General features: G+C 68.8%; 26 protein-coding genes and 3 pseudogenes. 15 read left to right on the top strand and 14 right to left on the bottom strand.

The window, feature by feature from the left end; translation table 11 throughout:
• From IE237_RS39910 to IE237_RS39900, 3 genes are all read right to left on the bottom strand, one after another.
• A partial coding sequence (locus IE237_RS39910) for a hypothetical protein (protein WP_189807122.1) occupies positions 1-240 on the bottom strand: 240 nt, incomplete at its 3' end.
• A 147-nt stretch (positions 241-387) separates the two neighbouring features.
• Entirely contained in the window at positions 388-738 is a 351-nt protein-coding gene (locus tag IE237_RS39905) for a hypothetical protein (protein ID WP_189807121.1), read from the bottom strand.
• A 54-nt stretch (positions 739-792) separates the two neighbouring features.
• Positions 793-1,485 carry an HNH endonuclease family protein gene (locus tag IE237_RS39900; RefSeq protein ID WP_370468351.1) on the bottom strand — a complete coding sequence of 231 codons (693 nt, stop codon included), beginning with the start codon at positions 1,483-1,485 and terminating at the stop codon, positions 793-795.
• 193 nt (positions 1,486-1,678) lie between these two features.
• Between IE237_RS39900 and IE237_RS39895 the strand changes: the two genes are divergently transcribed.
• Positions 1,679-2,161 carry a hypothetical protein gene (locus IE237_RS39895; protein ID WP_189807120.1) on the top strand — a complete coding sequence of 161 codons (483 nt, stop codon included), beginning with the start codon at positions 1,679-1,681 and terminating at the stop codon, positions 2,159-2,161.
• A 38-nt stretch (positions 2,162-2,199) separates the two neighbouring features.
• Here IE237_RS39895 and IE237_RS39890 read toward each other — a convergent pair whose 3' ends face one another.
• Complete coding sequence (locus tag IE237_RS39890) at positions 2,200-2,838, bottom strand: NucA/NucB deoxyribonuclease domain-containing protein (RefSeq protein WP_189807119.1); 639 nt, start codon at positions 2,836-2,838, stop codon at positions 2,200-2,202.
• Positions 2,839-3,515: 677 nt separating this feature from the next.
• Here IE237_RS39890 and IE237_RS39885 point away from each other — a divergent pair.
• Both IE237_RS39885 and IE237_RS39880 read left to right on the top strand, forming a co-directional pair.
• A complete protein-coding gene (locus tag IE237_RS39885; protein ID WP_229844215.1) occupies positions 3,516-3,773 on the top strand; it encodes a hypothetical protein in 258 nt (85 codons plus the stop codon).
• A 121-nt stretch (positions 3,774-3,894) separates the two neighbouring features.
• The gene (locus IE237_RS39880) at positions 3,895-4,290 is read left to right on the top strand and encodes a hypothetical protein (protein ID WP_229844213.1); all 396 of its coding nucleotides are present in this window, start codon (positions 3,895-3,897) and stop codon (positions 4,288-4,290) included.
• On the opposite strand, the gene IE237_RS39875 is transcribed toward IE237_RS39880, so the two are convergent.
• From IE237_RS39875 to IE237_RS39865, 3 genes are all read right to left on the bottom strand, one after another.
• Positions 4,268-5,062: a hypothetical protein gene (locus IE237_RS39875; RefSeq protein WP_189807118.1), complete on the bottom strand. Its 795-nt coding sequence runs from the start codon at positions 5,060-5,062 to the stop codon at positions 4,268-4,270. The two genes, IE237_RS39880 and IE237_RS39875, sit on opposite strands and share 23 nt — an antisense overlap.
• Before the next feature lie 190 nt (positions 5,063-5,252).
• On the bottom strand, positions 5,253-5,933 hold the full coding sequence (locus tag IE237_RS39870; RefSeq protein ID WP_189807117.1) for an Lsr2 family DNA-binding protein: 681 nt from the start codon (positions 5,931-5,933) through the stop codon (positions 5,253-5,255).
• A gap of 15 nt (positions 5,934-5,948) precedes the next feature.
• A complete protein-coding gene (locus tag IE237_RS39865) occupies positions 5,949-6,152 on the bottom strand; it encodes a hypothetical protein (RefSeq protein ID WP_189807116.1) in 204 nt (67 codons plus the stop codon).
• 23 nt (positions 6,153-6,175) lie between these two features.
• On the opposite strand from IE237_RS39865, the gene IE237_RS39860 reads away from it, so the two are divergent.
• Complete coding sequence (locus IE237_RS39860; protein WP_189807115.1) at positions 6,176-7,921, top strand: acyltransferase; 1,746 nt, start codon at positions 6,176-6,178, stop codon at positions 7,919-7,921.
• Entirely contained in the window at positions 7,921-8,520 is a 600-nt protein-coding gene (locus IE237_RS39855) for a hypothetical protein (protein ID WP_189807114.1), read from the top strand. Before IE237_RS39860 ends, IE237_RS39855 begins: the two co-directional genes overlap by 1 nt.
• A gap of 224 nt (positions 8,521-8,744) precedes the next feature.
• Here IE237_RS39855 and IE237_RS39850 read toward each other — a convergent pair.
• The 3 genes and pseudogenes from IE237_RS39850 to IE237_RS39840 form a co-directional block, all read right to left on the bottom strand.
• Positions 8,745-8,927: pseudogene (locus tag IE237_RS39850) on the bottom strand (LexA family protein); the annotation flags it as partial.
• A gap of 140 nt (positions 8,928-9,067) precedes the next feature.
• Positions 9,068-9,586, bottom strand: coding sequence for a HEAT repeat domain-containing protein (locus IE237_RS39845; RefSeq protein WP_189807113.1), 519 nt, complete (start codon positions 9,584-9,586; stop codon positions 9,068-9,070).
• On the bottom strand, positions 9,583-10,362 hold the full coding sequence (locus tag IE237_RS39840; protein ID WP_189807125.1) for a hypothetical protein: 780 nt from the start codon (positions 10,360-10,362) through the stop codon (positions 9,583-9,585). The genes IE237_RS39845 and IE237_RS39840 overlap by 4 nt, the downstream gene beginning before the upstream one ends.
• Positions 10,363-10,923: 561 nt before the next feature.
• Between IE237_RS39840 and IE237_RS39835 the strand changes: the two genes are divergently transcribed.
• From IE237_RS39835 to IE237_RS39810, 7 genes and pseudogenes are all read left to right on the top strand, one after another.
• On the top strand, positions 10,924-11,871 hold the full coding sequence (locus tag IE237_RS39835; protein ID WP_189807112.1) for an ABC transporter ATP-binding protein: 948 nt from the start codon (positions 10,924-10,926) through the stop codon (positions 11,869-11,871).
• A complete protein-coding gene (locus IE237_RS39830) occupies positions 11,868-13,439 on the top strand; it encodes a DUF1349 domain-containing protein (RefSeq protein WP_189807111.1) in 1,572 nt (523 codons plus the stop codon). Before IE237_RS39835 ends, IE237_RS39830 begins: the two co-directional genes overlap by 4 nt.
• Positions 13,436-14,272 carry an ABC transporter permease subunit gene (locus IE237_RS39825; protein ID WP_189807110.1) on the top strand — a complete coding sequence of 279 codons (837 nt, stop codon included), beginning with the start codon at positions 13,436-13,438 and terminating at the stop codon, positions 14,270-14,272. The genes IE237_RS39830 and IE237_RS39825 overlap by 4 nt, the downstream gene beginning before the upstream one ends.
• Positions 14,273-14,417: 145 nt before the next feature.
• Positions 14,418-14,546 (top strand): hypothetical protein, encoded by a 129-nt coding sequence (locus IE237_RS41465; RefSeq protein ID WP_268253873.1) that lies wholly within the window; start codon positions 14,418-14,420, stop codon positions 14,544-14,546.
• 7 nt (positions 14,547-14,553) lie between these two features.
• Positions 14,554-15,084 (top strand): annotated as a pseudogene (locus IE237_RS41690) (GIY-YIG nuclease family protein); the annotation flags it as partial.
• 424 nt (positions 15,085-15,508) lie between these two features.
• On the top strand, positions 15,509-16,189 hold the full coding sequence (locus tag IE237_RS39815) for a hypothetical protein (protein WP_229844211.1): 681 nt from the start codon (positions 15,509-15,511) through the stop codon (positions 16,187-16,189).
• Between the two features lie 262 nt (positions 16,190-16,451).
• Positions 16,452-16,847, top strand: a complete 396-nt coding sequence (locus tag IE237_RS39810; protein WP_189807107.1) for a hypothetical protein — start codon at positions 16,452-16,454, stop codon at positions 16,845-16,847.
• 5 nt (positions 16,848-16,852) lie between these two features.
• Here IE237_RS39810 and IE237_RS41590 read toward each other — a convergent pair.
• Together IE237_RS41590 and IE237_RS39805 are read right to left on the bottom strand one after the other, a co-directional pair.
• A pseudogene (locus tag IE237_RS41590) lies at positions 16,853-16,960 on the bottom strand (transposase); the annotation flags it as partial.
• Positions 16,936-17,457: a hypothetical protein gene (locus tag IE237_RS39805; RefSeq protein WP_189807106.1), complete on the bottom strand. Its 522-nt coding sequence runs from the start codon at positions 17,455-17,457 to the stop codon at positions 16,936-16,938. The pseudogene IE237_RS41590 and the gene IE237_RS39805, both read right to left, overlap by 25 nt.
• Before the next feature lie 749 nt (positions 17,458-18,206).
• Here IE237_RS39805 and IE237_RS41250 point away from each other — a divergent pair.
• The 3 genes from IE237_RS41250 (at position 18,207) to IE237_RS39790 (ending at position 19,358) form a co-directional block, all read left to right on the top strand.
• Positions 18,207-18,812 (top strand): hypothetical protein, encoded by a 606-nt coding sequence (locus IE237_RS41250; protein WP_229844209.1) that lies wholly within the window; start codon positions 18,207-18,209, stop codon positions 18,810-18,812.
• 92 nt (positions 18,813-18,904) lie between these two features.
• Positions 18,905-19,108, top strand: a complete 204-nt coding sequence (locus IE237_RS39795) for a hypothetical protein (RefSeq protein WP_189807105.1) — start codon at positions 18,905-18,907, stop codon at positions 19,106-19,108.
• Positions 19,101-19,358 carry a hypothetical protein gene (locus IE237_RS39790; RefSeq protein WP_189807104.1) on the top strand — a complete coding sequence of 86 codons (258 nt, stop codon included), beginning with the start codon at positions 19,101-19,103 and terminating at the stop codon, positions 19,356-19,358. The genes IE237_RS39795 and IE237_RS39790 overlap by 8 nt, the downstream gene beginning before the upstream one ends.
• 213 nt (positions 19,359-19,571) lie before the next feature.
• On the opposite strand, the gene IE237_RS39785 is transcribed toward IE237_RS39790, so the two are convergent.
• Both IE237_RS39785 and IE237_RS41685 read right to left on the bottom strand, forming a co-directional pair.
• Complete coding sequence (locus IE237_RS39785; protein ID WP_189807103.1) at positions 19,572-20,150, bottom strand: hypothetical protein; 579 nt, start codon at positions 20,148-20,150, stop codon at positions 19,572-19,574.
• Between the two features lie 2 nt (positions 20,151-20,152).
• The coding region (locus IE237_RS41685) for a matrixin family metalloprotease (protein ID WP_189807102.1) at positions 20,153-20,313 on the bottom strand (161 nt) is incomplete at its 5' end.

The raw sequence follows: 20,313 nt of genomic DNA, 5'->3' as shown, positions 1-20,313 counted from the left end.
GCCGGCCTGCCACACCTTGTGGGCGTGCTTGCGCAGCGCGTCGTACTTGCTCGCCTCCGTGAAGCGGATCTCGCCGTCGTCGACCGCCGACTCGCCGCGGCCCTCCGTCTCACCGCGAACGCATGGCGCGGCCCGCTCGGCGCTCGGCCTGGTGATCGGGGCGGCGTAGGAGACGGTCACGGTGGTCAGAGCCGTCAGCGTCGCGCAGGCGAGCGCGGACAGGCAGCGCCATGGAGTCATCAGCAGCGGGGTTCCCTTGCGGCAGGTGAGTGGAACGGTAGAAGGACCGGCCCCGCGATGGACGCGGGACCGGTCAGGTGTCAGCCCGAGAGGTGAGCGGCGCGCGGAAGCATCAACGGCGCGTCCCGGGGGGCTCGCGCAGCGGCGTCAGCGCAGGCGCAGGGTCACTTCGGCGACGTTCTGCTCGTCGAAGGTGACACTGAACGTCTCCCGTGTACCGAATCCACAGGCCTCGAACTCCCGGGTCTGGCCCGCGGCCGGACGGATACGGACAACGGCGCATTTCCCGTCCACGCTGGTGTCGTCGACCCAGCCGTAGACCTTCACGTCGCCCATGTCGCAGGCGAGCGTCCAGTGGGCCTTGGCGCCGTTGATCCTGGGGGAGCGGCTGGAGGGGCACCGGTCGGCACTGGCGGTCGCGCCGGTGGCGACGACGAGACCGGCGGCGAGGACGCAGCTGAAGGCGGCGGCTGCCAGGGCCTGGGGGAGCTTGGGCATGGGTCTCTCCTTGCTGAGGGTGGTGCGAGGGACGCGGGAACGCTCGGGGACAGCTCAGAGAGCGGGGGTGTAGTGGACGACGGTGGCCTCGCAGGGGCCCTCGGCGTACGCCTTGAGTGCCTCGGCCTCGCCCTGGTCGGCTGACAGGCCCCAGCGGAGCTTCGTGGCGACCCACTCGGAGATATACCGGCAGTGGACGTCAGGCAGCGGCGGCATCCAGTCCTGCGGGTCCCTGTCGCTCTTCGACCGGTTCGACCGTCCGGTCACGGCGACAAGACTCGCGGCCGCGCCCTGGTCATTCGCGTATGCCTCACGTCGGGCCGCGGTCCATGCGCTGGCGCCGGAGTCCCACGCCTCGGCCAGGGGCACCATGTGGTCGATGTCCAGCTTCCCCGGGTCGGTCACCTCCTGGCCGTCGTAGTACGAGAGCCATTTGCCACCGGCGAGCTTGCAGCCGGCGGACACCGTCGGGGACTCGACAGCTTCGGCGAGGAGTACCTCGTTGCGGGTATGGCAGGCGTCGGCGGGGTCCAGGCCCTTGTTCCAGTGCTTGAACTGGGATTCCCGCTCGTAGCCGGTGCGGTCCTCGAGCGCGATCGGGATCTGCTGGATCGCGTCGGCCACATTGAGGACTTCGGCGGCCGTCGGAGCGGCTGGTGCCGCAGCGGCCGCCGAGGGCAGGGCGAGCGGAGTCAGGAGAAGAGAGAGCGCGGCAGCACCGCGCAGCATGTTCTTGATCACGGGCATAGAGATACCGGCCCAGGCCCAGAGGCTGCCTCGGGACCAGACCCGCCGTCAGCCGTCCGGGGGAGTACATTCACCGGCGAATCGATCCAGCATCCGGCGCTTGTCCGGGACTGATGCTGGTGTCGCTGATCGGCCAGATCTAGGCCCGAAACTGGACGGCGACGCTCCGAGGGCGGGCGTTACGGTGGCGGCTATGGCCCCTGAGACGGCTTTCGCTGACGTGGCGCTCTTCCCGCAGGCTCAGCCCTGGGATGTGGTGTTCGACGCTTTGTGGGTGTCGTACAGCGAGTTCTGGCTGGTCGCTGGCGCCGGGCCCGGTGCCGACATTGAGAGCGCCATCCCAGAAGGAGACGCCGTGAAGGGCAACGGCGAAGCGATCGGCATTCCGACGCAGATTTCCGCTGGGCATATCGCCGTGGCGCTTTCGGTCTGGGGAGCGCCCGCGCCGGACGGACAGGGCCTCCTCTTGGGCACGGCCCGGATCACAGCGCCCGACAGGGAAGTCACGCTCGTCAATGTGGAGGGCAGGGAACCCGGTCCTGTCCTGGTGCTCCCGGACGAGGGTGAGCATGAGGTGAAGGTCTGGCGGCTCGAGCCGCGGAAACCTGGTGATCCCGAGCGCTATGACGTGCGAGTGTGGCTGTGCCCCGTCCGCGGCGGACGGGGCACAGCCTGACCGGACGGTTAACTACAAGGCCGTCATCGGGGTGGACGTCACGGCGTGATCTTCACGAAGAACTTGTCCTTGTGAAGGATCCGGTCCTTGGTGTACCAGTTTCCGAGGGTCCCTCCGGCAGAGCGGTTCTGCGAGGAGTCGAGGTATTTCACGGAGAAGTTAGGCCCTGCTGCCGGCCCCTCCCAGGTTGCTCCGAACGGGAACTCATCGCAGTCCAGACCCGTGGAGTTTGCAGGCTTGATGGGCGCGCAGGCATTGTCCTTGGCCGTGATGTTCTTCTGCCGCTGGGCACTGGCAGCGGCGTCCCAGTCCTCACGCAGCCTCGTCAGAGGACGGTCGACCGTGCCTCCGGGGATGGACTTGCCGACGACGACAGGGGTCGTTGCGCCCGGGTTGTTGAGCGCCGTGGAGATGTGTGCTGCAACCGCTCCGTGCGCGGTGGAGCTGAGGTTGTAGGTGAGGTTCGGCGTGACGCGGTCGAAGATGCCGCTCCCGACGGTGCCTTCGAGGTAGCTGGCCGAGTCGAGCCTGATGCCGGTGGCCGCATCCATGTAGTCCAGGGTGCAGGGCGAGGTGACGGTGGCGACGGGACAGCGTGAGACGAAATCTCGGCCGACCGAGAGGGACTTGTCCTGGTCGAACACGCTGACGGCGACAGCTTGCCATTGGCGCGCCACTGCGCGAGAGTCCTCGGGTTGTTTGCGCTGTTGATGACGCCGCAGGGCGGATTCGAGCCGTCGGGGCCGCTGTATCCGGCCGTCGTCCCAACTACTGCGAAGGGCAGGTCGGCGGAGTAGCCGACGTGGGCTACCTCGGGCAGCCATCGTTCCCCGGCTCATCACCTGCACCGCCCTTACCCCGCGCTGGCACGACCGGCTCGAGGACGTCGACACCTGGCCCTTCGACACCGACGACCTGGTTCACGTCGCCGCCTACCGGGAACGGCAGGACGGCACGTACGACGTCGACTTCTCCGTCGGCCTCGACGGAGACGCCGTCTAGCCCGTCGTCCGCTACGTCACCACCCACGCCACCGAGAGCGAACGCAACCGCCCCGGCGGCGTCGGCGCCCAGACCCGGCGCGTGTCCTCCGTCAGCGCGGAGGGGTAAGCGATCTCCTACTAGACCGCGCCGACTGCCAGCCAGGCCGGAGCCCCACGCTCGACAGCCTCTCGCGCTGGAAGCGACGCCTCTTCCAGCCGCTGAACCAGCCCGCCCGCGCACCGTGGCCGTACTCCTCCGGGCCGCGGCCGCCGCTGGCGAACGGAACCGCCCGCCATGGCCGTCGTGCTTCCGAACGCACTGCTCACCGTGTACGCGCTCGCCCACCCCCGGGGAGCGCGACGCCAACGGCGTGCCCGTGCCACCGAACCCGAACCAGAAGCCGGCCCCGCGCGGTACCTGGCCCGGGTCGGTACTCGAGCAGCCCGACGGCTCATGGACCGTATGGCTCGACCCGCAGGCATGGCCCGTGAAGGACGGCGACACCGTCTCCGACGACGCCGGCCGCTCCTGGACGCTGACGACCACCCGCCTCCATGCCGTCCCCGGCTGCCCTGACGTCGACTACGTCCAGGCAGCCGCCACCCTCAACCCTCCCGAGGTCCCCTGATGGCCAAGCGGCACGTGGCCTCGAGGAACAGTTCGCCCGCATGCTCGCGCCCGACGTCCAGCGCATCGCCCACCAGGTCGAGGCGAAGCGTCTGGCCCCGCCCGTGAAGAAGTAGGTGACCATGGGCGACAACAAGGTCCGCCCCACCCACGTCGCAGCGAACGGGCAGGAAGTCCCGGACAACCTCCGCTTCAAGATCGACTCCATGGACTGGGACATCGAGCACCGCGGCGTCGGCGCCCGCACCTACATGATCCGGCCCAAGGACGAGTCCTCACGGGCAGTGGCCAACCTCAAGAACTGCCGCTGCACCGTGCACCGGGACCCGAACGGCATCGCCCAGCACATCAACACCGGGCAGCCTGTCGTCGCCGGGAAGAAGGTCACCGTCACTGTCTCCGTCCAGGCGCACCTGGTCGTCGAGGCCGAGGTCGGCACCGTCTATCCGGGCAACCTCCGCGCCGAGGGGACGCACTTCATGGATCGGGCCGCCCTCACGGTTGCTGGTCGTCGATAGCGGCGAGAGACGGGGTATTTCGAATCAGAGATGCGACTTGCCTGGACGCCCGTGCCCAGTCATGAACGACCTCGAGCATCCTGCCCAACGTGTGCACTTCGTTGCCCAAAGCATGGCTAGCGCGGATGCCATCGATGACCTCTGACGCTATGAGCTCCAGGCGAGAAGGAGTCGGAAGGCGGAGGGTGGATAGCTCCGCCATCGACTTGTTGATGTGCAGCACTGTGGAGGCGTCCAACCAGTGCAATCCCGTCGCTTCCGCCAATGGGCGAGCCTCCTCATCCAGGACAGACCACTGTCGAACCACATGCTCAGCCCAGGTCGGCGAGGCATGCCAAACCTTCCTGTACGTACGGACTGCCTCCTGGACTGCACTTTCGAACGGTTCGGCGGAGTTGGGGAGAACTCCAACCATGGCAGCGTTCACGATCTGCCGAAGGATGTCTTGGACGTTTGAGATCTGAGGCTGCAGCGTCTCCAGGTGGGACTTCGTCGCAGCGACATCCGTGGTCGGGAACGGTTGCTGGAAGGCTCGGACAAAGGACCGCTCAGCCTCCGTGATGCGCCTCTGTGCTACCCGCCGCTCGCCCACCTCGGCCTGCATGGCACTGAGATGAGTGAGCACAACGAGAGCAAGCGGAACACCGAAGAGCAGGCTCGCAAAGCTCGACGCCAGGTTGGTCAGAAAGCTGCGGTCGTCCCACCAGCCATGCGCGTCGCCATAGATGCCCAGCCCAATGGCAACGGTGCCCAACGGGATGCAGGTGTACACGATCCATCTGATTGCCCGCGGGGTGTCCAGCCACCAACTCCGCATCGACCGCAGCCGTCCCGGCAAGGTCCCCCCCTTGATCGTGTGCGCTGAACGCGACACTAGCGGTCTGCCTCGGCACAGTGCAGGCCATGGCTAAAGGACCACCAGTGCCGGCCCCGAGACGATGCGGCCCTGGTGGTCTCCCGTGTCAGCTGGGGTTCTCCTGCTTCCATGCCTCGATGATTTCGATCGGGATGCGTCCGCGTTCGGGCAGGTCGTATCCGTTGGCGTTGGCCCAGTCGCGGATGGCCCGTGTGCTGACCGGCGTCCGGGCAGCTGCGACCGGTGTGCTGCTTTCGAGAGTCGACGGGGTGAAGGCGGGAGCGCGGTCGAGGAGATCTTTGGGGAACATGGGGACGCTTGTGGTCCCGCTGAGGACGCTGACGAGGAATGCGGTCAGGGAGCCGTTGTAGGTGAACCAGGGCGCGCGCAGTGCCTCGTTGACGGCGACTGTCCACTGGTCCGGGGTGTCGGCGGGCTGGGTGACCCAGAAGAGGTAGTCCCCGTTTCCGGTGACTCCCATGGCGAGAAGGTTCTCGGGGGAGTGCGGCAGTTGCCAGGGGTGTCGGGCAGCCTGCCGGACCTCCTCGATCTGCCCACGCAGACGCGCCGGCATGGGCCCGGTCAGATCGGCCCATTCGCTGGGGGCATGCGGCTGGTAGAGGGTGATGAATCCGCAGAACTGGCCCGGTCCGTATGTGGTGATGAGGTCCTTGTAGTCCTGGGGCAGGCCCCTACCCAGCGTGTCCTCGACCTGCGGCCAGTCGGGAGCGGGGGGAACGACGGCAGGAGGCGGGCACAGCCCGGTCAGCGCGGTGAGAGAGGTCATCGGTTTCCTCGGTGCTTAAGGACGGCGTCGGGGACGGGGCTCAAGATGGGCGGGGTTGTCGAAGAAGGTTCCCTCGTCGAACAGCAGGTCTCCGTTGCGGTCCTTCTTCGTGCCGAATGCCTCGACCTGGATGGCCTTGGGAGGCGAATCGGGATCGTCGTCCGCATACTCCAGGTACACGCTGTACTGGACGACGCATCCCCTATGCGGATTCCGCATTCCGTGGTGCTATGGTCGCGGCCATGATGGGCACGGAGGACACCCTCAGACTGACGGTGTCCGCGCTGATGACGCGGACCGGCGAACGACAGGGCGACCTCGCCGCCGCCCTCGGTCAATCGCAGGCGCAAGTCTCGCGCAAGCAGGCCGCCAAGAGCCACTGGTCCCTGGAAGACGTCGACCTCCTCGCCGCGCACTACCAGCTCCACGTGCTCGACCTACTGGCCGGCCCCACCCACGCGGTGAGCGTCCTGCACGGCGCCGTACCCAGCCTCCAGGCCGGCACGCCCACCTTCCCCGCACCACCCGCACCACGAGTACAGACCCCACTCACCGCCACGGAACCGACGACCACGCCGGATCCGGCCCCGCCGATCACACAAGCCCCGCCCCAACAACAGCCAGCGTCCGTACCCGAAGTCGTCACAGGGCCGTGCGTGCTGTGCGGCCAGCCGGCGCAGCACGAACTGGACGGTTTCCCGCAGCATCTGACGGCGGAGGAGTGTGCGGCGGCTGTCGCCGCCGCGGGCACGCCACAGGCCCCCGCTCGGACGCCGGTCTCCGCCCCGGCCCCGGCCGCCGAGGAGGTCCCGGCTCCCGCGTCTCCGATCGCCGAACCCTCGGTCGCTCCGGTCGCTGCGGCCGATCCCGCCGTCCCGGACACCCCCGCCGCGGCCGAGCCCCCCGCACCCACGGAACTCGCCGAACCGCTCGCTTCGCCGGCCGCTCCCCCCAAGCCGCCCGTGCCCGCTCCGCCGACGTCGCCCGCCGCGCAGGAGCCGGCTCCGGCACGACCACTGCGCCCTGCCCCGGGCTACGCCTCCACCACTCTGGTCGAGGAGATCACCGACACGGTGCACGAGGTCCTCGCCGCATGCTCAGGCGACGTCGACGCGGCACGCGCGGAGCTGGTCAAACGCGCGATCCCGGACGTGATGAAACTGCTGAAGAAGTCGCGCGTGGGCGGCCGCTATGAGCACTCCGAATTTCCCCCGACCGACGAAATCCTGCAAAAGCGCTCCCAGAAAGGCGCCGACGATGTCTGGGAGGGCCGCCCGAAATGGCGTAACAGAGCCCTTTTCGCAGCGGCGAAGAAGGGTGAGCTGATCGAGGTGACCGCCCTCGACATGAACGCGGCCTATCTCTCGGCACTCAAGTCCTGGCTCCCGATCGGCCAGCTCCTCGAAGACACCAGCGGCGCGCACAACCCGAAGAGAGCAGGCGTCCACCTCATCACCCCCGCCGACTGGGACCACCCCGACCTCCCCAACCCGCTCGGCAACCGCATGGAACCGGGGGAGCTCTGGGTCACCGAGTCCACCCTCCGCCTGCTCCTCGACTGCAACCGCCAAGGCCTCACCGACGCCCCGGCCATCCACCGCTCCCTCGTCTCCGGCGCCTCCGAAGCACTCCTGGAGAAGCTCCGCCGAGCCCTGGCCGAGTCCCGGAAAACCGCCCTCGCCCAGGGCGACGAGGTGACCATCGCCTACGTGAAGGCCATGTACTCGAAATTCGTCTCCACCATCGGCGAATCGAGCGCGAACCGTGAACTGCGCCGCCCGGACTGGATGCACATCATCCGCGCCAAGGCGTTCGCCAACCTGTGGATGAAAGCTCACAAGGCACACAAGGCCGGACTCCAGGTTGTCGAAATCTCCGGCACCGACGAACTCCACGTCGTGGGAGACTGGCGCCCGGTATTCCCCGAGGGCCGCGACCTGAACCAGGTCAAGGAAAAGACCACCTACATCCTGGGAGGTAAGCGCTGATGGCCGGATCGCCCGACCTGTGGACCCGCTGGGGAGAATTCGGCAAATTCAACACCCGGGGCATGAAGGGCGGTGAAGCGCTGATTCTCGAACTCAACCGGATCGTTTACTCCTCCGGCATCTCCTCGCCTGTCACCTCCAAGCGAGGGCTGTCCGCCCGCCTGCGCTACCTCGACAGCCCGGCCGGCCGCGCCGCGCTGAAGGACCAGGGCGTCACCGCCCGCACGATCCGCTCCTGGATGAAGGGCAACTCGACTCCCACCGCGGCGAACCGCGAGCGCATCGACAGCGCGTACTGGCACCGCCGACGGGAAAACCTGATCCGATCCGGATGGCTCAAGCGCCACCTCGACAACGACGGCCGCGGCCGGCGGATGGAGATCTACCCCGTCGACCAGAGCCACGTACCCGCCGAACGCTTCCGCCCCAACCTCCAGCAGCGCTCCATCACCGTCCGGTACATCTGGGGTGACCTCGTCGACGCCTGGGCCGTGCAGGACGCCGACACGGTCGACGAGATCTGGGACGACGTCATCAGCGACCTCGACTCCGACTACAACGCCTACGCGCACGTCTCGTCGGTCGGTATCGGCGCCTGAGCAGATTCCCCCGGGCTCCGGCGATCGCTGCTGCCGGGGCCCGGCTTCGTGTCGACGGACTGAGGTTTTCTACGCAGTCATAGGTGCGGTCACACGAGAAGTCACACAAGGCAGCGTCACGCGTCTGACCTTGGGAAACGCCCTGCAACCCCAGCCCGTCTTACGAGTGTGACCACGGACGGCCCCTGCACGGTCGTACGGCGACTTCAACGGTGTCGGGGCCTCGCTCGGGCTCGCCCCCGAGGGGACCAAGGGCGACGACCTGCTCGTCTGGAAGGGCCCTCGTAGGCGCGGGGCCGGTGAGGGTCGTGGCGGAGGAAGCCCTTGCGTTCCAGCGCCATGAGCTGGTGCGCGACGGAGAAGGTGGTGGAGAGGCCGACGGCCTGACCGATCTCCCGCTCGCTGGGAGTCACTCGCGGCCCGCTGGGGGGGTAACGGGCGGGAGTAGTTGAGGTGGCAGGCAATCCTGGCGAGATTGATCTCGGTCGGAACGCTCGGCCGAGGAAACTCGGCCGGGCGTTCCGGATGAACGGCTACGACTCCGCGGTCAGAGCTCGCCGCGGCGTTCGAGCTGCTTCACCGCGTTCTCACGGATGATCTCGTTCTCGGCGTCGCGCAAGCCCTCGAGGGCTTCTTGGGTCTCCGGGCCGGAAATGGCGCCGAGAGCCCAGATCGCCTTCACCGCGAGCGACCGGTTCTCGTCCCAGTCCAGGTACTCGGGAACCCAGCGAGCCGCCTCACCCAGCGCCGGCACCGCCTTGGGCGAGCGGAGCTTGCCCAGCATGCGCACGACGTCCTCGTGGCGCGTGTGCCAGTCGGCACAGGACAGCTCGATCAACGGCTCCAGGAACTCCTCGCCCGAGGCGCCGGCGGCGGCCTTGACGATCACCGCCATCTCGACGTCGACGGCGTCCCGGCGCTCCATGGCGTCCCGGAGCAGCCGGAGCGCCAGAGCCCCACCGTCGGACTCGCCGAAGTGGGCGAGCACCTCGTCCAGCGTGCGCGTCCGGCCTCTACCCGGTACAAACACCAGGCCCATGACCAGATCCCGCTCCTCAGGCGTCATCGCCCGACCACCTCCCGTGCCGTGAAGTTCTCGTTGAAGAGCTTGAGCGCGTCACGGCCGCTGGGCCGATGTTCACATGTGAGGCTGTTGAACGCCCCAGGTCTTGAGTGAACGTTCTTGAGTTCGCCGAGCATGGTGCCGAGCGTGGCCTTGGCGTTGTTCGGCTGGATGGCGGCGTGCGCCGCAGACTCGACGGCCTTGATGGACTCGCTGTACGCCCGTACCGCGTCCGGGCTCCGTCCGTACGCAGCCTGCCATGCGGCGGCAAGGTGGTTGCCCGCTGACCCGGTGGCCGGCGCATCCTCTGCATCAGCCACGGTCTGGCGGACGGCGTTGCGCACAGCTGGTGTGACCCGCTCCTCCAGTCCGTCCCCTGCCTCGGTGACTCGGTAGGCGGATCCTGCCTCGTTCAGGGTGTCGGTGAGCGGACGGATTGAGGCCTGGTCGTGCACGCCGTGCTCGGCCAGGTAAGCGAGCACGGCGTCGATCACGTCCAGCAGACGGGGGCCGACGGCTGTGATCAAGGCGCGGTGGCACTTCGAACCTCCTCTGTGAGGCTCATCGACCGTCGGTATACGCAGCCGCAAGCAGATGGTGCGCTCCGCGCCGTCTTCGTCGTAGTCGTCGACCAAAGCCTCGTTGTCCAGCGCGTACGCCACCCACTCCTGTAGTGGCAGCAGCAGGTGCTCGGGCACGTTCTCGAAGGAGCCGTCGTGTTCGGGTGCCTCGGTAAGGCCGGCGCGGACGGAGAAGCGTGGGCGCGGTGCGGTGGTCATGACGGAACGGTAGTGGCGGAACAAAAATGATGGTGTATCCGGTTTCTGTCATCGCAGGCCCCGCCTCGAATCAAGGGACCGACTGTCGCCGCCATCCGAGTTCACTGGGTGAACCGACAGGGGTCCGGCCCCGCACTCCATGGCCCCGATCCCGAGTGTCCGCACCCTGCGGACGGGGTGGCGGATCCGATGACGGGGGTTGAGACTGGTGAGCTCGCATGCTCAGGTGTCGCGTATTCGCGGCCGAGCCCAGATGGGACTCACGCTGAGTGATCTGCGCGAGCTCGGCGCACCCGGTACCCGACAGTCTGCTGGCCGCCGATTGGCATGACGGGCGGCGGCAGGCCTCAGGTGTCTCTACAGGAGCGACTATGGCGTTCAAGACCGAAGTCGCCGAACGGGACGAGTGGTCCGCCGGCGGTCGGCGTCGGACCCTCCGTGTGCTCCCTTCTCGCCACGGCACCATTACACGTGCCACGCCAGGCTAAGCCGAGGCGCCTAACAACGGGATGACAGTGGCCGTTCGGCCCCTGTAACCCGCTCCGTCACAGGGTTTGACCCATGAGCGATGAGAGTGCGAAGGCGACGATCGAGGTCATCGGTCTGCGCAAACGCTTCGGCCCACGGCTGGCCCTGGACGGGATGACGTTCGCGGTGCGGCCCGGACGGGTGACCGGCTTCGTCGGCCCGAACGGCGCGGGCAAGTCCACCACCATGCGCGTGATTCTGGGCCTTGACGCAGCCGAGGAGGGACGGGCCCTGGTTGGCGGGGTGCCGTACCGCACCCTGCGTCGCCCGCTCCGGCACCTGGGGGCACTGCTCGACGCCTCCGCGTTTCAGCCGAGCCGCACCGCCCGCAACCACCTGCTGTGGCTGGCCTACTCGCAGGGCGTGTCGCCCCGGCGCGTGGACGAGGTCATCGAGCAGGCCGGCCTGGGCACGGCCGCCCGGCGCAAGGCCGGCGGCTTCTCTCTGGGCATGCGCCAGCGCCTGGGGATCGCTGCGGCGCTGCTCGGTGACCCGCCGGTCGTCATGCTGGACGAGCCGTTCAACGGCCTCGACCCGGACGGCATCATGTGGATGCGCGGCTTCCTGGCGGAGCTGGCCCGGCAGGGCCGCGCCGTCCTGGTCTCCAGTCACCTGATGAGCGAACTCGAAGACACCGCGGACCATCTCGTGGTGATCGGCCGCGGCCGGGTCGTCGCGGACACCAGCGTGTCCGAGCTGCTCGCCGAGGCGTCCGGCGGCCGGGTCGCACTGCGTACGTCGGCCCCTCCGCTCGCCACCCGGGTCCTGCACGGCGCCGGCGCCACAGTCCTCGCCACCGGCCCCGACACCGTCGAGGTCACGGGCCTGCCCGACGAGGAGATCGTGGCCCTGCTCGCCCGGAACGGGGTGCCGTTCTCCCAGGTGTCCGCGCACCGGGCGACGCTCGAAGAGGCGTACATGGAGCTCACCCGGGACGCGGTGGAGTACCGGGGCATCCCGGCGGGGGAGGCCGCGCGATGACAGCCACCCTCACCCCCCACCCCTCGCCTCCAGCCACGAGGCGCGCTGAGTGGGGCGGATTCCTCAGGACGCTGCACGCCGAGTGGACGAAGTTCCGTACCGTACGGGGTTGGGTCCTCGCCATGGCGGGGGCGCTCCTGTCGACGATCGTGGTCGGCCTGCTCGGCACGGCCGCCCCCGCCCCCGGCGGGCGCGGCGCCGACTCCGCCTCGTATCCGAGGGGCCCCGGCGGCGAGGCCGTCAACGACAGCTTCTACTTCGTCCACAAGACGCTCACCGGCGACGGCACCCTCACCGTTCCCCTGCGATCACTGACCGGTATGGCCGACACCGGGACGACCGGCAAGACGGTCCAGAGCACCCAGCCCTGGGCGAAGGCGGGGATCATCGTGAAGGAAAGCCTCACCCAGGGATCCCCGTACGCGGCGGTCATGGCCACCGGCGGCCACGGCGTGCGCATGCAGTACGACTACACGCGCGACGCGGCAGGCCCTTCCGGCATGCCCTCCGAGGAGTCCCCGCGCTGGCTGCGCCTGGTCCGAGCCGGTGACAGTCTCACCGGGTTCGCCTCCACCGACGGCTCTCACTGGACCGAGGTCGGCCACACGAAGCTGCCGGGGCTCGCGCGCACCGTGCAGGCCGGGCTCTTCGCGACGTCACCGGAGGCGAAGCAGGACACCGCGGCGGGTACGGGCTTCAACCCCGCCGTGGCCACCGGCACGTTCGACCGCCCCGTCCTCTCCGGCGGCTGGTCCGAGGGCGCGTGGAGGGGCACACAGGTGGGTGGCGACGCGGGCACCTCCGGCAGCTACTCGAACGCCCTCAAGGGCGGCTTCGCCCAGACCGACGGCGGCGGGTTCACCGTGACCGGGGCCGGTGACATCGCACCGGTCGTCGGCGGCCCCGTCATGGGTGTCGGCTTCTCCGTCGAGAACTTCCTCGTCGGCACCTTCGCCGGGCTGATCGTGGTGATCGCCGTGGGCACGGTGTTCATCACCGGCGAGTACCGGCGCGGTCTGCTGCGTACGACCATGGCGGCAACTCCGCTGCGGGGCAGGGTGCTCGGTGCCAAGGCGCTGGTGGCCGGGGGCGGCGCGTTCGCCATCGGCCTGGTGGCCGCCGCGATCACCCTTCCCATCGGAGAACGCAGCGCCCGCGGCAGGGGCTTCCTCGTCTTCCCCGTCACGTCGGCGACCGAAGTGCGCGTCATGGTCGGAACCGGCCTGCTCTGGGCGGCCGCCGCCGTGCTCGCTCTCGGCGTCGGCGCCCTGCTACGGCGCAGCGGCACGGCTGTCGCACTGGTCATCGCGTCGATCGTGCTGCCCTTCCTGCTCGCGGCGTCCGGCGTACTGCCCCCGAGCGTCTCGGAGTGGCTGCTGCGGGTGACTCCGGCCGCGGGCTTCGCCATCCAGCAGACCCTGCCGCAGTACGCGCAGGTGCTCAGCGTGTACGAACCGTCGACCGGCTACTACCCGCTGCCGCCCTGGGCCGGCCTCGCCGTGCTGTGCGGCTACGCTGCGCTCGCCTTCGGTCTGGCCGTGGTGCGGCTGCGCGGGAGGGACGTATGAGCCTCCCGAGCGGTGTACGACCCGCGAGCACGGCTGACGGCGGGTGGGTAGGGGACTTCGGCCGCGCCCTGCGCGCGGAGTGGACGAAGCTGCGCACCGCGGGGGACATGGGCAGGCTGCTCCTGCTCGCCGTCGCGCTGACCGTGGCCGTCGGTTGCGGCACCGCCAAGGCCGTGAAGTGCCCGGACGTGGGCTGCGGCCAGGACGTCGTCAGGCTCGCCCTGACTGGCGTCACCGTGGGGCAGGCGGTCATCGCCGTCTTCGCGGTGCTGGCCGTCAGCGGCGAGTACGGCACCGGGATGATCCGTACCACGCTCGCGGCGGTGCCCAACCGGACCACCGTCCTCACCGCCAAGGCAGCGATCCTCACCACGGTCGTCCTGGCCTCCGGGACGGCCGCCGTCCTGGCCTCCCTCCTCGCCGGCCGCTACATCCTGCCCGGCAACGGATTCACCGAGGCGCACGACTACGCCTCGCTCTCCCTGGCCGAGGGCCCGACGCTGCGGGCGGCCGTTGGCTCGGTCCTCTACCTCGTCCTGATCGCCCTGCTCGGCCTCGGCGTGGCGACGGCGGTCCGGGAGGCGGCGACGGCCATCGGGATCGTGCTCGGGCTGCTCTATCTCTTCCCGGTCGTCACCCGGGTGGTCAACGACCCGGAGTGGCAGCGGCACCTCCAGCAGATCTCGCCCATGACCGCCGGACTCTCGATCCAGGCCACCATCCATCTGGACGAGCTCCCTATCGGCCCGTGGGCGGGCCTGGGCGTACTCGCCGTGTGGGCCGCAGCCGCGCTGCTGGTCGGCGGCCTGCTGCTGCACAGGCGCGACGCGTAGCCGAATCGAGCCGACCCAGAGCTCGGCGGCTTCGGGCCCTTACCTGCCCCTGCGTCGCTCCCGTTCAACGATCCAGCCGACCGGGAGCCACGCCGGGCGGGCAGGTCTTCAGGATGCCGACCTGGACCGGGGCCCCACCAACTACTTGATCCACGCCGACCTGTCGGACCGGCAGGACGGCTGGCGCGAGCAGCTATGGACCCACCAGCTCACCGAGGGACTCGGCGAGTCCCGGCTCTGCCCGGCCTGCATGGCCGACGACGTCTTCGCCTGACCGCTTGGTGGCGTACGCCTGTCAGTGTCGTACGCCACCATCCACGCACACCTTCCGAAGGGATGCCCCTGTGGGAACCACTGCCCCGTTCCATGGCCCCACGTGCCTGTATCGGCTCGTCGACGCAAACGGCACCCTGCTCTACGTGGGGATCTCCAACGCTCCGAAGGAGCGCTGGAAGCAGCACGCGGCCGACAAGCCCTGGTCGCCGCTCGTCGCGACCCGCGGTGAGGAGTGGTACCTCGAGCGAGGCAACGCTGAGAAGGCCGAGCGTGTGGCGAGAGAGGTCGAGAAGCCCCGCTTCAACAGCATCAATCCGGCCGGTGGAGTCGAGAGCAACGACCAGATCCCGAAGGAAGAGACTGAGGCGGCTGGTCGGCGGGTGGCGGAGCGACTGGTCGAGGACATCAACGCCGGCACCTTCACACCCGACAAGCTGCTTCCGCCGCGCCCGATCCTGGCCGCAAGGTACGACGAGTCAGAGTGGGCGGTCGCCACTGGGCTCTGGCAGCTGGAGCGTCAGAAGCTTCTGACCCGGGCGACGGGGAACCGGCACATCGTGGCCTCCGAGGAGAACTTCACCGACATCACGGCGAAGGATCTGATGCTCCGCGAGATCCAGCGGCACTTCCGCGACGTCCCGTTCACCTGCGCCGACCTGCGCATCGCAACGGGCCGGTCTAACTACGTGATCCGCCTGCACGTCGACCGGCTCGTCGGCGAAGGCCGCCTTCGCGAGGTGCCGCGGCCCGCTGGCACAACCGGGCGGTACGTGCGGCGCTGGGCACTGCCAGCCCCACGGCCGGCGCCGGGTAGCAGCGGGAGGGGTGGTGGTCTCGGGCCTGACGGGCGAGACCACCACCCCTTCGTATGGCCTCGCTCAGGGTGTCTGAGTCGATGTTCGGGCGGAATGAGTACGACTACTCAGGCGGCAGGTGGCCGCCGGCCCGCAGGGTATCGACATGCGATCGATTCTCTTCCCAAGGCCCCTGCTCACCGCCGCAGTTGGCAGCGTCGTCGTTCTGGCCGCCGTCGGCACCCAGAGCGCCTATGCAGCCACCGGCCACGCCTCCGCCGCCGGTACCGCCTCCGTCGTTTCAGCTCGCGCCTCTGCCGTCCATGCCGACTCCCGCTCTTCCGCCGTGCGGACCGCTCGGGCGGTCCGCGTCGTGCCGGGTGTCCGCGAGGCTGAGGCGCGGTTCCTGGAGATGGCCGACCTCATCGCGCAGAGCTGCGCGCCGAACGTCCTCAGCGCCGCCGGCCACGTGGCAGCCACACCGACCCCCGACACCACCCTGCCCGTCCTGGTCGACCCGGTGCCGCTGAACCTGGCGGAGGGGTGCGCCGCCCAGAGGCACCAGGCCCGGATCTTCAGGGCGTTCTCCGGGAAGGAGACGGGCTCGTACGAGCAGTTGCGGGACAGGCTGGCGATCCTGAAGTACCCCGGAGCGCGGATCTACCGGATGCCGAACTTCTCGGGCAGGCCTGTGGTGAGGGTCGATCTGCGTGTGGGAGCCGGTCACCTGGCCCTGGAGGTCACCGACCTCGGCGGCTGCGTCATGGTCGAAGCGTTCGGCGTACCGCGGGACGTGAGCGTGACCGAGGTCCGGCTGAAGCGGGAGCTGGCACTCCCCACCTCCTGAGAAGCCTCGAGGAAGCCACCCGGCGCCCCGAGGACGGCTGACCCGGTAGCAGCGTGCGAGGTGGTGGTCTCGGGCCTGACGGTCGAGACCACCACCTAGGTGTATTGATCACGAGCGTTGTTGACACTGGTCTGGTCTTGAACATGGCGAAGACCTCCGCTGAGGTGGGAGCTGTCTAGTGCCGCATCAACCAACGTTCGCCCTGACGGGGCGGGGGCAGGGCTTCGCGCCGAGGCCTATTTGTGCCGCGTAGTCTCTCTGCGTGACGCACTCCCACCACACCTTCGAGAATCCCCCCGCGCTGCCTCATGACGTCGTCGCCGAGGCAGTGGAAGGAGCACTTCGCGACAGCGCGCTGGAAGCCACGGCAGCGGCCGCGCTGGTCGGCCTCGCTTTGAACGACGACGATCGGGCGTTCATCGAGCACTGCTGTATCGAAGTGGGAACCAGGGCGGCAAGGGGGAGTCAACTGCTCGGGCTGGCTGGCCTGTGCCTGGGGCACGCGGCCCGCAGGTTCGGACAGCTCAGTAATCGAGCGGTTGTGCTGGTCGAGGCTCTGGCGGCCCGGGCCGAACTCGATCCGGCGGACGTTGACGGACGAGCCCTCGACGGACTCGACGACATCCGTTCCTACCTGCGCCGCGGCGAAGGCGAATAGCTCCTTCAGGCCACGTTCGCCCGGGCGACGACCTTCCGAAGGCGTTCGTCGGCGGCGTGCTTGTTCCGCCAGATGATGTAGCGGCGGATCATGCCTGATGCAGCGTCCGTGCCCGCGACAGGGTGCTCTCGAGTTCCGTCCGAGCTGGCTGGCTGCTGTGCAGAACGTTCCGGAGGAGCAGCGACATCTCAGAGAGTTGCTCCACGAGCGGTCGCGAGACGGGGGAGCCTCCAAGCCAGCCGTTGGGCGTCCATCGGGGTGGCACGCGATAGAGCGCTGTGGTGAACTCTTTCAGCTCCGCCTGAATTTGCTCGTCGTTGCGCTCGGCATCGACAGTCTGACAGTGCTGCAGGTCGTTGATCGCTCGTTCCGCAGCGATCAGCCAACCTCTGGCCGCTACACGTGCTGTGGCAAGAATCTCCAGAGTGAGCTGCTCCTCCACACGGCGAGCGGTTGCCTCTGCACGTGCGGCGTCGATGCGAGCTGAGGACTCCGCAAGTGCGGTGTCATCACGGCGCTTCGCCCGTTGCACCAGCAGGGCGCCGCCGACACCCAGGCCCGCGCCGCCGAGGCCGCTAACCGTCGCGAGAATCGTCTCCAACATCGCCATCGCGTGATCGTCCACCGCGCCTCACAAGCCACAACGCCGCGGCAGGAATCTGGCCGAGACAGGGCGACTTGACAGAATCCGGCCTCGGCGACTGAGGCTACTGCCTCCGCGTAGCCGACCCCGCGGCGATCAGGGCGATCCCCACTCACTGATACGGCCGAACCTCCCACCCGTCCCACCTGTTTCGACGGCTGGTTTTGCGCCCTTGTGGCCGGCCATGGCGGCCCGTCACCTTCGGTGGCGACACCCGTGTCGATCGCGAGGGGGACCTGTTGGCCAATCCGACCGCACCCACACTCCGACCCATCACCCTTTGGACCGGCCGTGCCCTCCTGCACTGGGCGCGCCTTCTCCAGCGCACGGTCGCGTCCCGGGACCGCCGCAGGGCTGTCGTCGCCCGCCGGAACGCCGCCATGCGCGCCGCGCACGAGCGCGGCGTCGACAGAGAGACGATCGCTCGTGCGATCGGCCTGAGCCCGGCCCATGTCGGCCAGGCACTCCGCGGGGAGCCCACCCCGGAGTAGCCCGCGGACGCGGTGGCCGGCGGTCGTCTGCCCTCGGGTGAGGGTCCCGTTGGCCCGCCCCTCGCCCTCGTCCGGCCTGGGGGGCGATGCCGTGTTCCGGGTGTCGGTGAGGGATAGGTAGGTCCAGGCGCCGGTTGGCGAGAAGAGGGCGCCGGTGTCGGTGACCGCTGGAATACTCGGCGGCTCCGGCACCCGGCCGGGCTCGTCACTGCGGGGAGGCGCTCGGTGTCCGGATTCGCGAGGGACCCGAAGTACTACGGTGACCGGCTCGTGTACGAGCCGCTCGAGAGCAAGTGGTCGCGGTACCACTACGCGCACTGCGGCTGCGGACAGGACTGGCTTACCGCCCACGCCATCCCCGCCGGCTTCACCGTCATACCTCGGGGTAAGACTGGCTACTACGGCCTGGTCGGCCCGGGTCTCACCGAGGGCGTTGATGAGCAGGCCCTCACAGCCAACGCTCTGTGGGAGGCGGTCACGGGGAAGCCTGGCACTCAGACCTGGTACGAGCAGGTCCACGTCACCTGCCGGACGCCGGAGGCCGAAGCCGCGCGCAAGGCTGCCAATGACGAGTACTACGGTCGGATCCGTGAGGAGAGCGCGAAGCGGAAGGCGGCGGCCCAGACGGAGCGGGCCACCGAGAAGCAGTTGAAGTACCTCGCGAGCCTGGCAGAGCAGGCGGGCAAGGAGCGCTTTGACGCCGAGTTCATGAAGGCGGTGAAGGGCACCGATATCAAGCCCCGTGCTCCGCGGGAGCGGACCACGACGGCGTCTAAACGGCTGACCAAGGCAGCTGCACGAAAGCTCATTGCCGGCTTGCTCGAGTCTTGACCGAGGGTCGGGGTTCCTACGATTCCTCGACCATGCCCCTGCACCCAGCCACTGCGCTAGCCTCAGGCTGTACCCAACCGCCGGAGGACCCGATGGCGAACCTGACCTTCAGCGAGGCCGAGCAGCGTGAGCTTCGCGACGCCGCCCGGGCCGAGTTCCCCGGGAACCCGGCGCTCGCGTACGTCCTCGAGAACCTTGCGGCTGAGGGGATCGATCTGGACCGGTGTCGGGACTGGGACGACATTCGGGCCGAGAAGGGCCTGCCCGAGCGCGACGAGGCCTCCGACGTTGCCTAATCGCACCCGCGGCCGACGCCCCCGCATCGTCTTCATCGAGCCGGCCGAGACGCAGGTCCGCATGCTGTCCACGACCCAGACCGCGGTCCTGGACAGCACGCTGAACGCGATCGCGGCCGACCCGGGCGCCGTGAAGCAGCACGCGACCGCGTCGGCCCTGCGCGACTACGAGCACGACGGGGTCCGCGTGATCTTCTACGCGACCGCACTCGGCAGCATCCTCATCGTCACGTACGTCGAGGTCGGCTGACTGCCAGCGTGTGGTCAACACGTGCGTCATCGTCGCAGGCAGCTTGTAGCTCGTCCTGGTTATCGACAGGCGGATTGAGCTGGAGCGACGCATCGCGGCCGCTACGGTAAGTCCTGGAGGTGAGCCGACTGGTCGTTGGTGCCACTTCCTCATGTGCCCCGCTCCGGTGACCTCGGTGTGGGGCACAGTGCGTGTACGGGGTGCCGCTTCGTTCTACGGGGCGGCGGGGCTGCTGGGGTCATCGGTGACGTCGTCGCATGCGGGGTCGCGGTGTGGGGCGATCTGGTGGTCGATGGCGCGGGTCCAGCGGCTGATGACCGTGGTGAGGTCGGTGTCGGCTGCGGTGGCGAACCAGACCCAGCCGTCGCCGTACGTGGGGTCGGGGACGGTTCCGACGATGTAGCGGTGGCCGGGCTCGAGCGGCATGTAGGTGGGCTTCGTCTTCGCGTATCGGCCGTCGGCCTGCTGTAGGACCGACTGCCCGATCGTCAGCGTCCTGGGCGGGGAGCCTTTGAGCGGCTGGACGACTGTGACCTTCGACAGCAGCGCTCCGCCGGGGGCCTCGTCCTCCTCGCGGTACTCCACGGTCTTGTCGACGGTGATCAGGGCGATCGTGCGGGCGTAGCCTGCCTTGTCCTCGTCGGTGTCGGTCGCGGGCAGGCACATGACGTGCGCGGCGGCAGGCGGCGTGCTGTCGGCGGAGGTGTCGAGGGTGGTGTACCAGGCGGCGCCGGCGGTGGTGAGGACCGTGGCGGCGGCCAGGACGGTCAGGGTGGTCCGCTGGTGCTTCACGCTCAGCCCCACATCTTCTTGTAGTTGGCCTTGTCGACGTCGGTCGGGCCGGTGACCGGCGGGTTGGCGACGTTCTTCCACATGAGGGAGAAGATGTTGTCGGTCTTGTGGCAGAACCCGAGTGCGTGTCCGAGTTCGTGTGCGGCGACGGACTGCTGGAAGC

Source organism: Streptomyces tanashiensis (genome assembly GCF_014648895.1).
GTDB lineage: Bacteria > Actinomycetota > Actinomycetes > Streptomycetales > Streptomycetaceae > Streptomyces > Streptomyces tanashiensis.
The sequence above is the reverse complement of the archived record's forward strand: the minus strand, read 5'-3'. Positions and strand labels throughout refer to the sequence as shown.

Bases quoted from the DNA above. Each gene is read 5' to 3' on its own strand.
- IE237_RS39905 (WP_189807121.1), bottom strand. From the start codon at position 738: ATGCCCAAGCTCCCCCAGGCCCTGGCAGCCGCCGCCTTCAGCTGCGTC.
- IE237_RS39900 (WP_370468351.1), bottom strand. From the start codon at position 1,485: ATGCCCGTGATCAAGAACATGCTGCGCGGTGCTGCCGCGCTCTCTCTT.
- IE237_RS39895 (WP_189807120.1), top strand. From the start codon at position 1,679: ATGGCCCCTGAGACGGCTTTCGCTGACGTGGCGCTCTTCCCGCAGGCT.
- IE237_RS39880 (WP_229844213.1), top strand. From the start codon at position 3,895: ATGGGCGACAACAAGGTCCGCCCCACCCACGTCGCAGCGAACGGGCAG.
- IE237_RS39870 (WP_189807117.1), bottom strand. From the start codon at position 5,933: ATGACCTCTCTCACCGCGCTGACCGGGCTGTGCCCGCCTCCTGCCGTC.
- IE237_RS39865 (WP_189807116.1), bottom strand. From the start codon at position 6,152: ATGCGGAATCCGCATAGGGGATGCGTCGTCCAGTACAGCGTGTACCTG.
- IE237_RS39860 (WP_189807115.1), top strand. From the start codon at position 6,176: ATGATGGGCACGGAGGACACCCTCAGACTGACGGTGTCCGCGCTGATG.
- IE237_RS39855 (WP_189807114.1), top strand. From the start codon at position 7,921: ATGGCCGGATCGCCCGACCTGTGGACCCGCTGGGGAGAATTCGGCAAA.
- IE237_RS39845 (WP_189807113.1), bottom strand. From the start codon at position 9,586: ATGACGCCTGAGGAGCGGGATCTGGTCATGGGCCTGGTGTTTGTACCG.
- IE237_RS39840 (WP_189807125.1), bottom strand. From the start codon at position 10,362: ATGACCACCGCACCGCGCCCACGCTTCTCCGTCCGCGCCGGCCTTACC.
- IE237_RS39835 (WP_189807112.1), top strand. From the start codon at position 10,924: ATGAGCGATGAGAGTGCGAAGGCGACGATCGAGGTCATCGGTCTGCGC.
- IE237_RS39830 (WP_189807111.1), top strand. From the start codon at position 11,868: ATGACAGCCACCCTCACCCCCCACCCCTCGCCTCCAGCCACGAGGCGC.
- IE237_RS39825 (WP_189807110.1), top strand. From the start codon at position 13,436: ATGAGCCTCCCGAGCGGTGTACGACCCGCGAGCACGGCTGACGGCGGG.
- IE237_RS39815 (WP_229844211.1), top strand. From the start codon at position 15,509: ATGCGATCGATTCTCTTCCCAAGGCCCCTGCTCACCGCCGCAGTTGGC.
- IE237_RS39805 (WP_189807106.1), bottom strand. From the start codon at position 17,457: ATGGCGATGTTGGAGACGATTCTCGCGACGGTTAGCGGCCTCGGCGGC.
- IE237_RS39795 (WP_189807105.1), top strand. From the start codon at position 18,905: ATGGCGAACCTGACCTTCAGCGAGGCCGAGCAGCGTGAGCTTCGCGAC.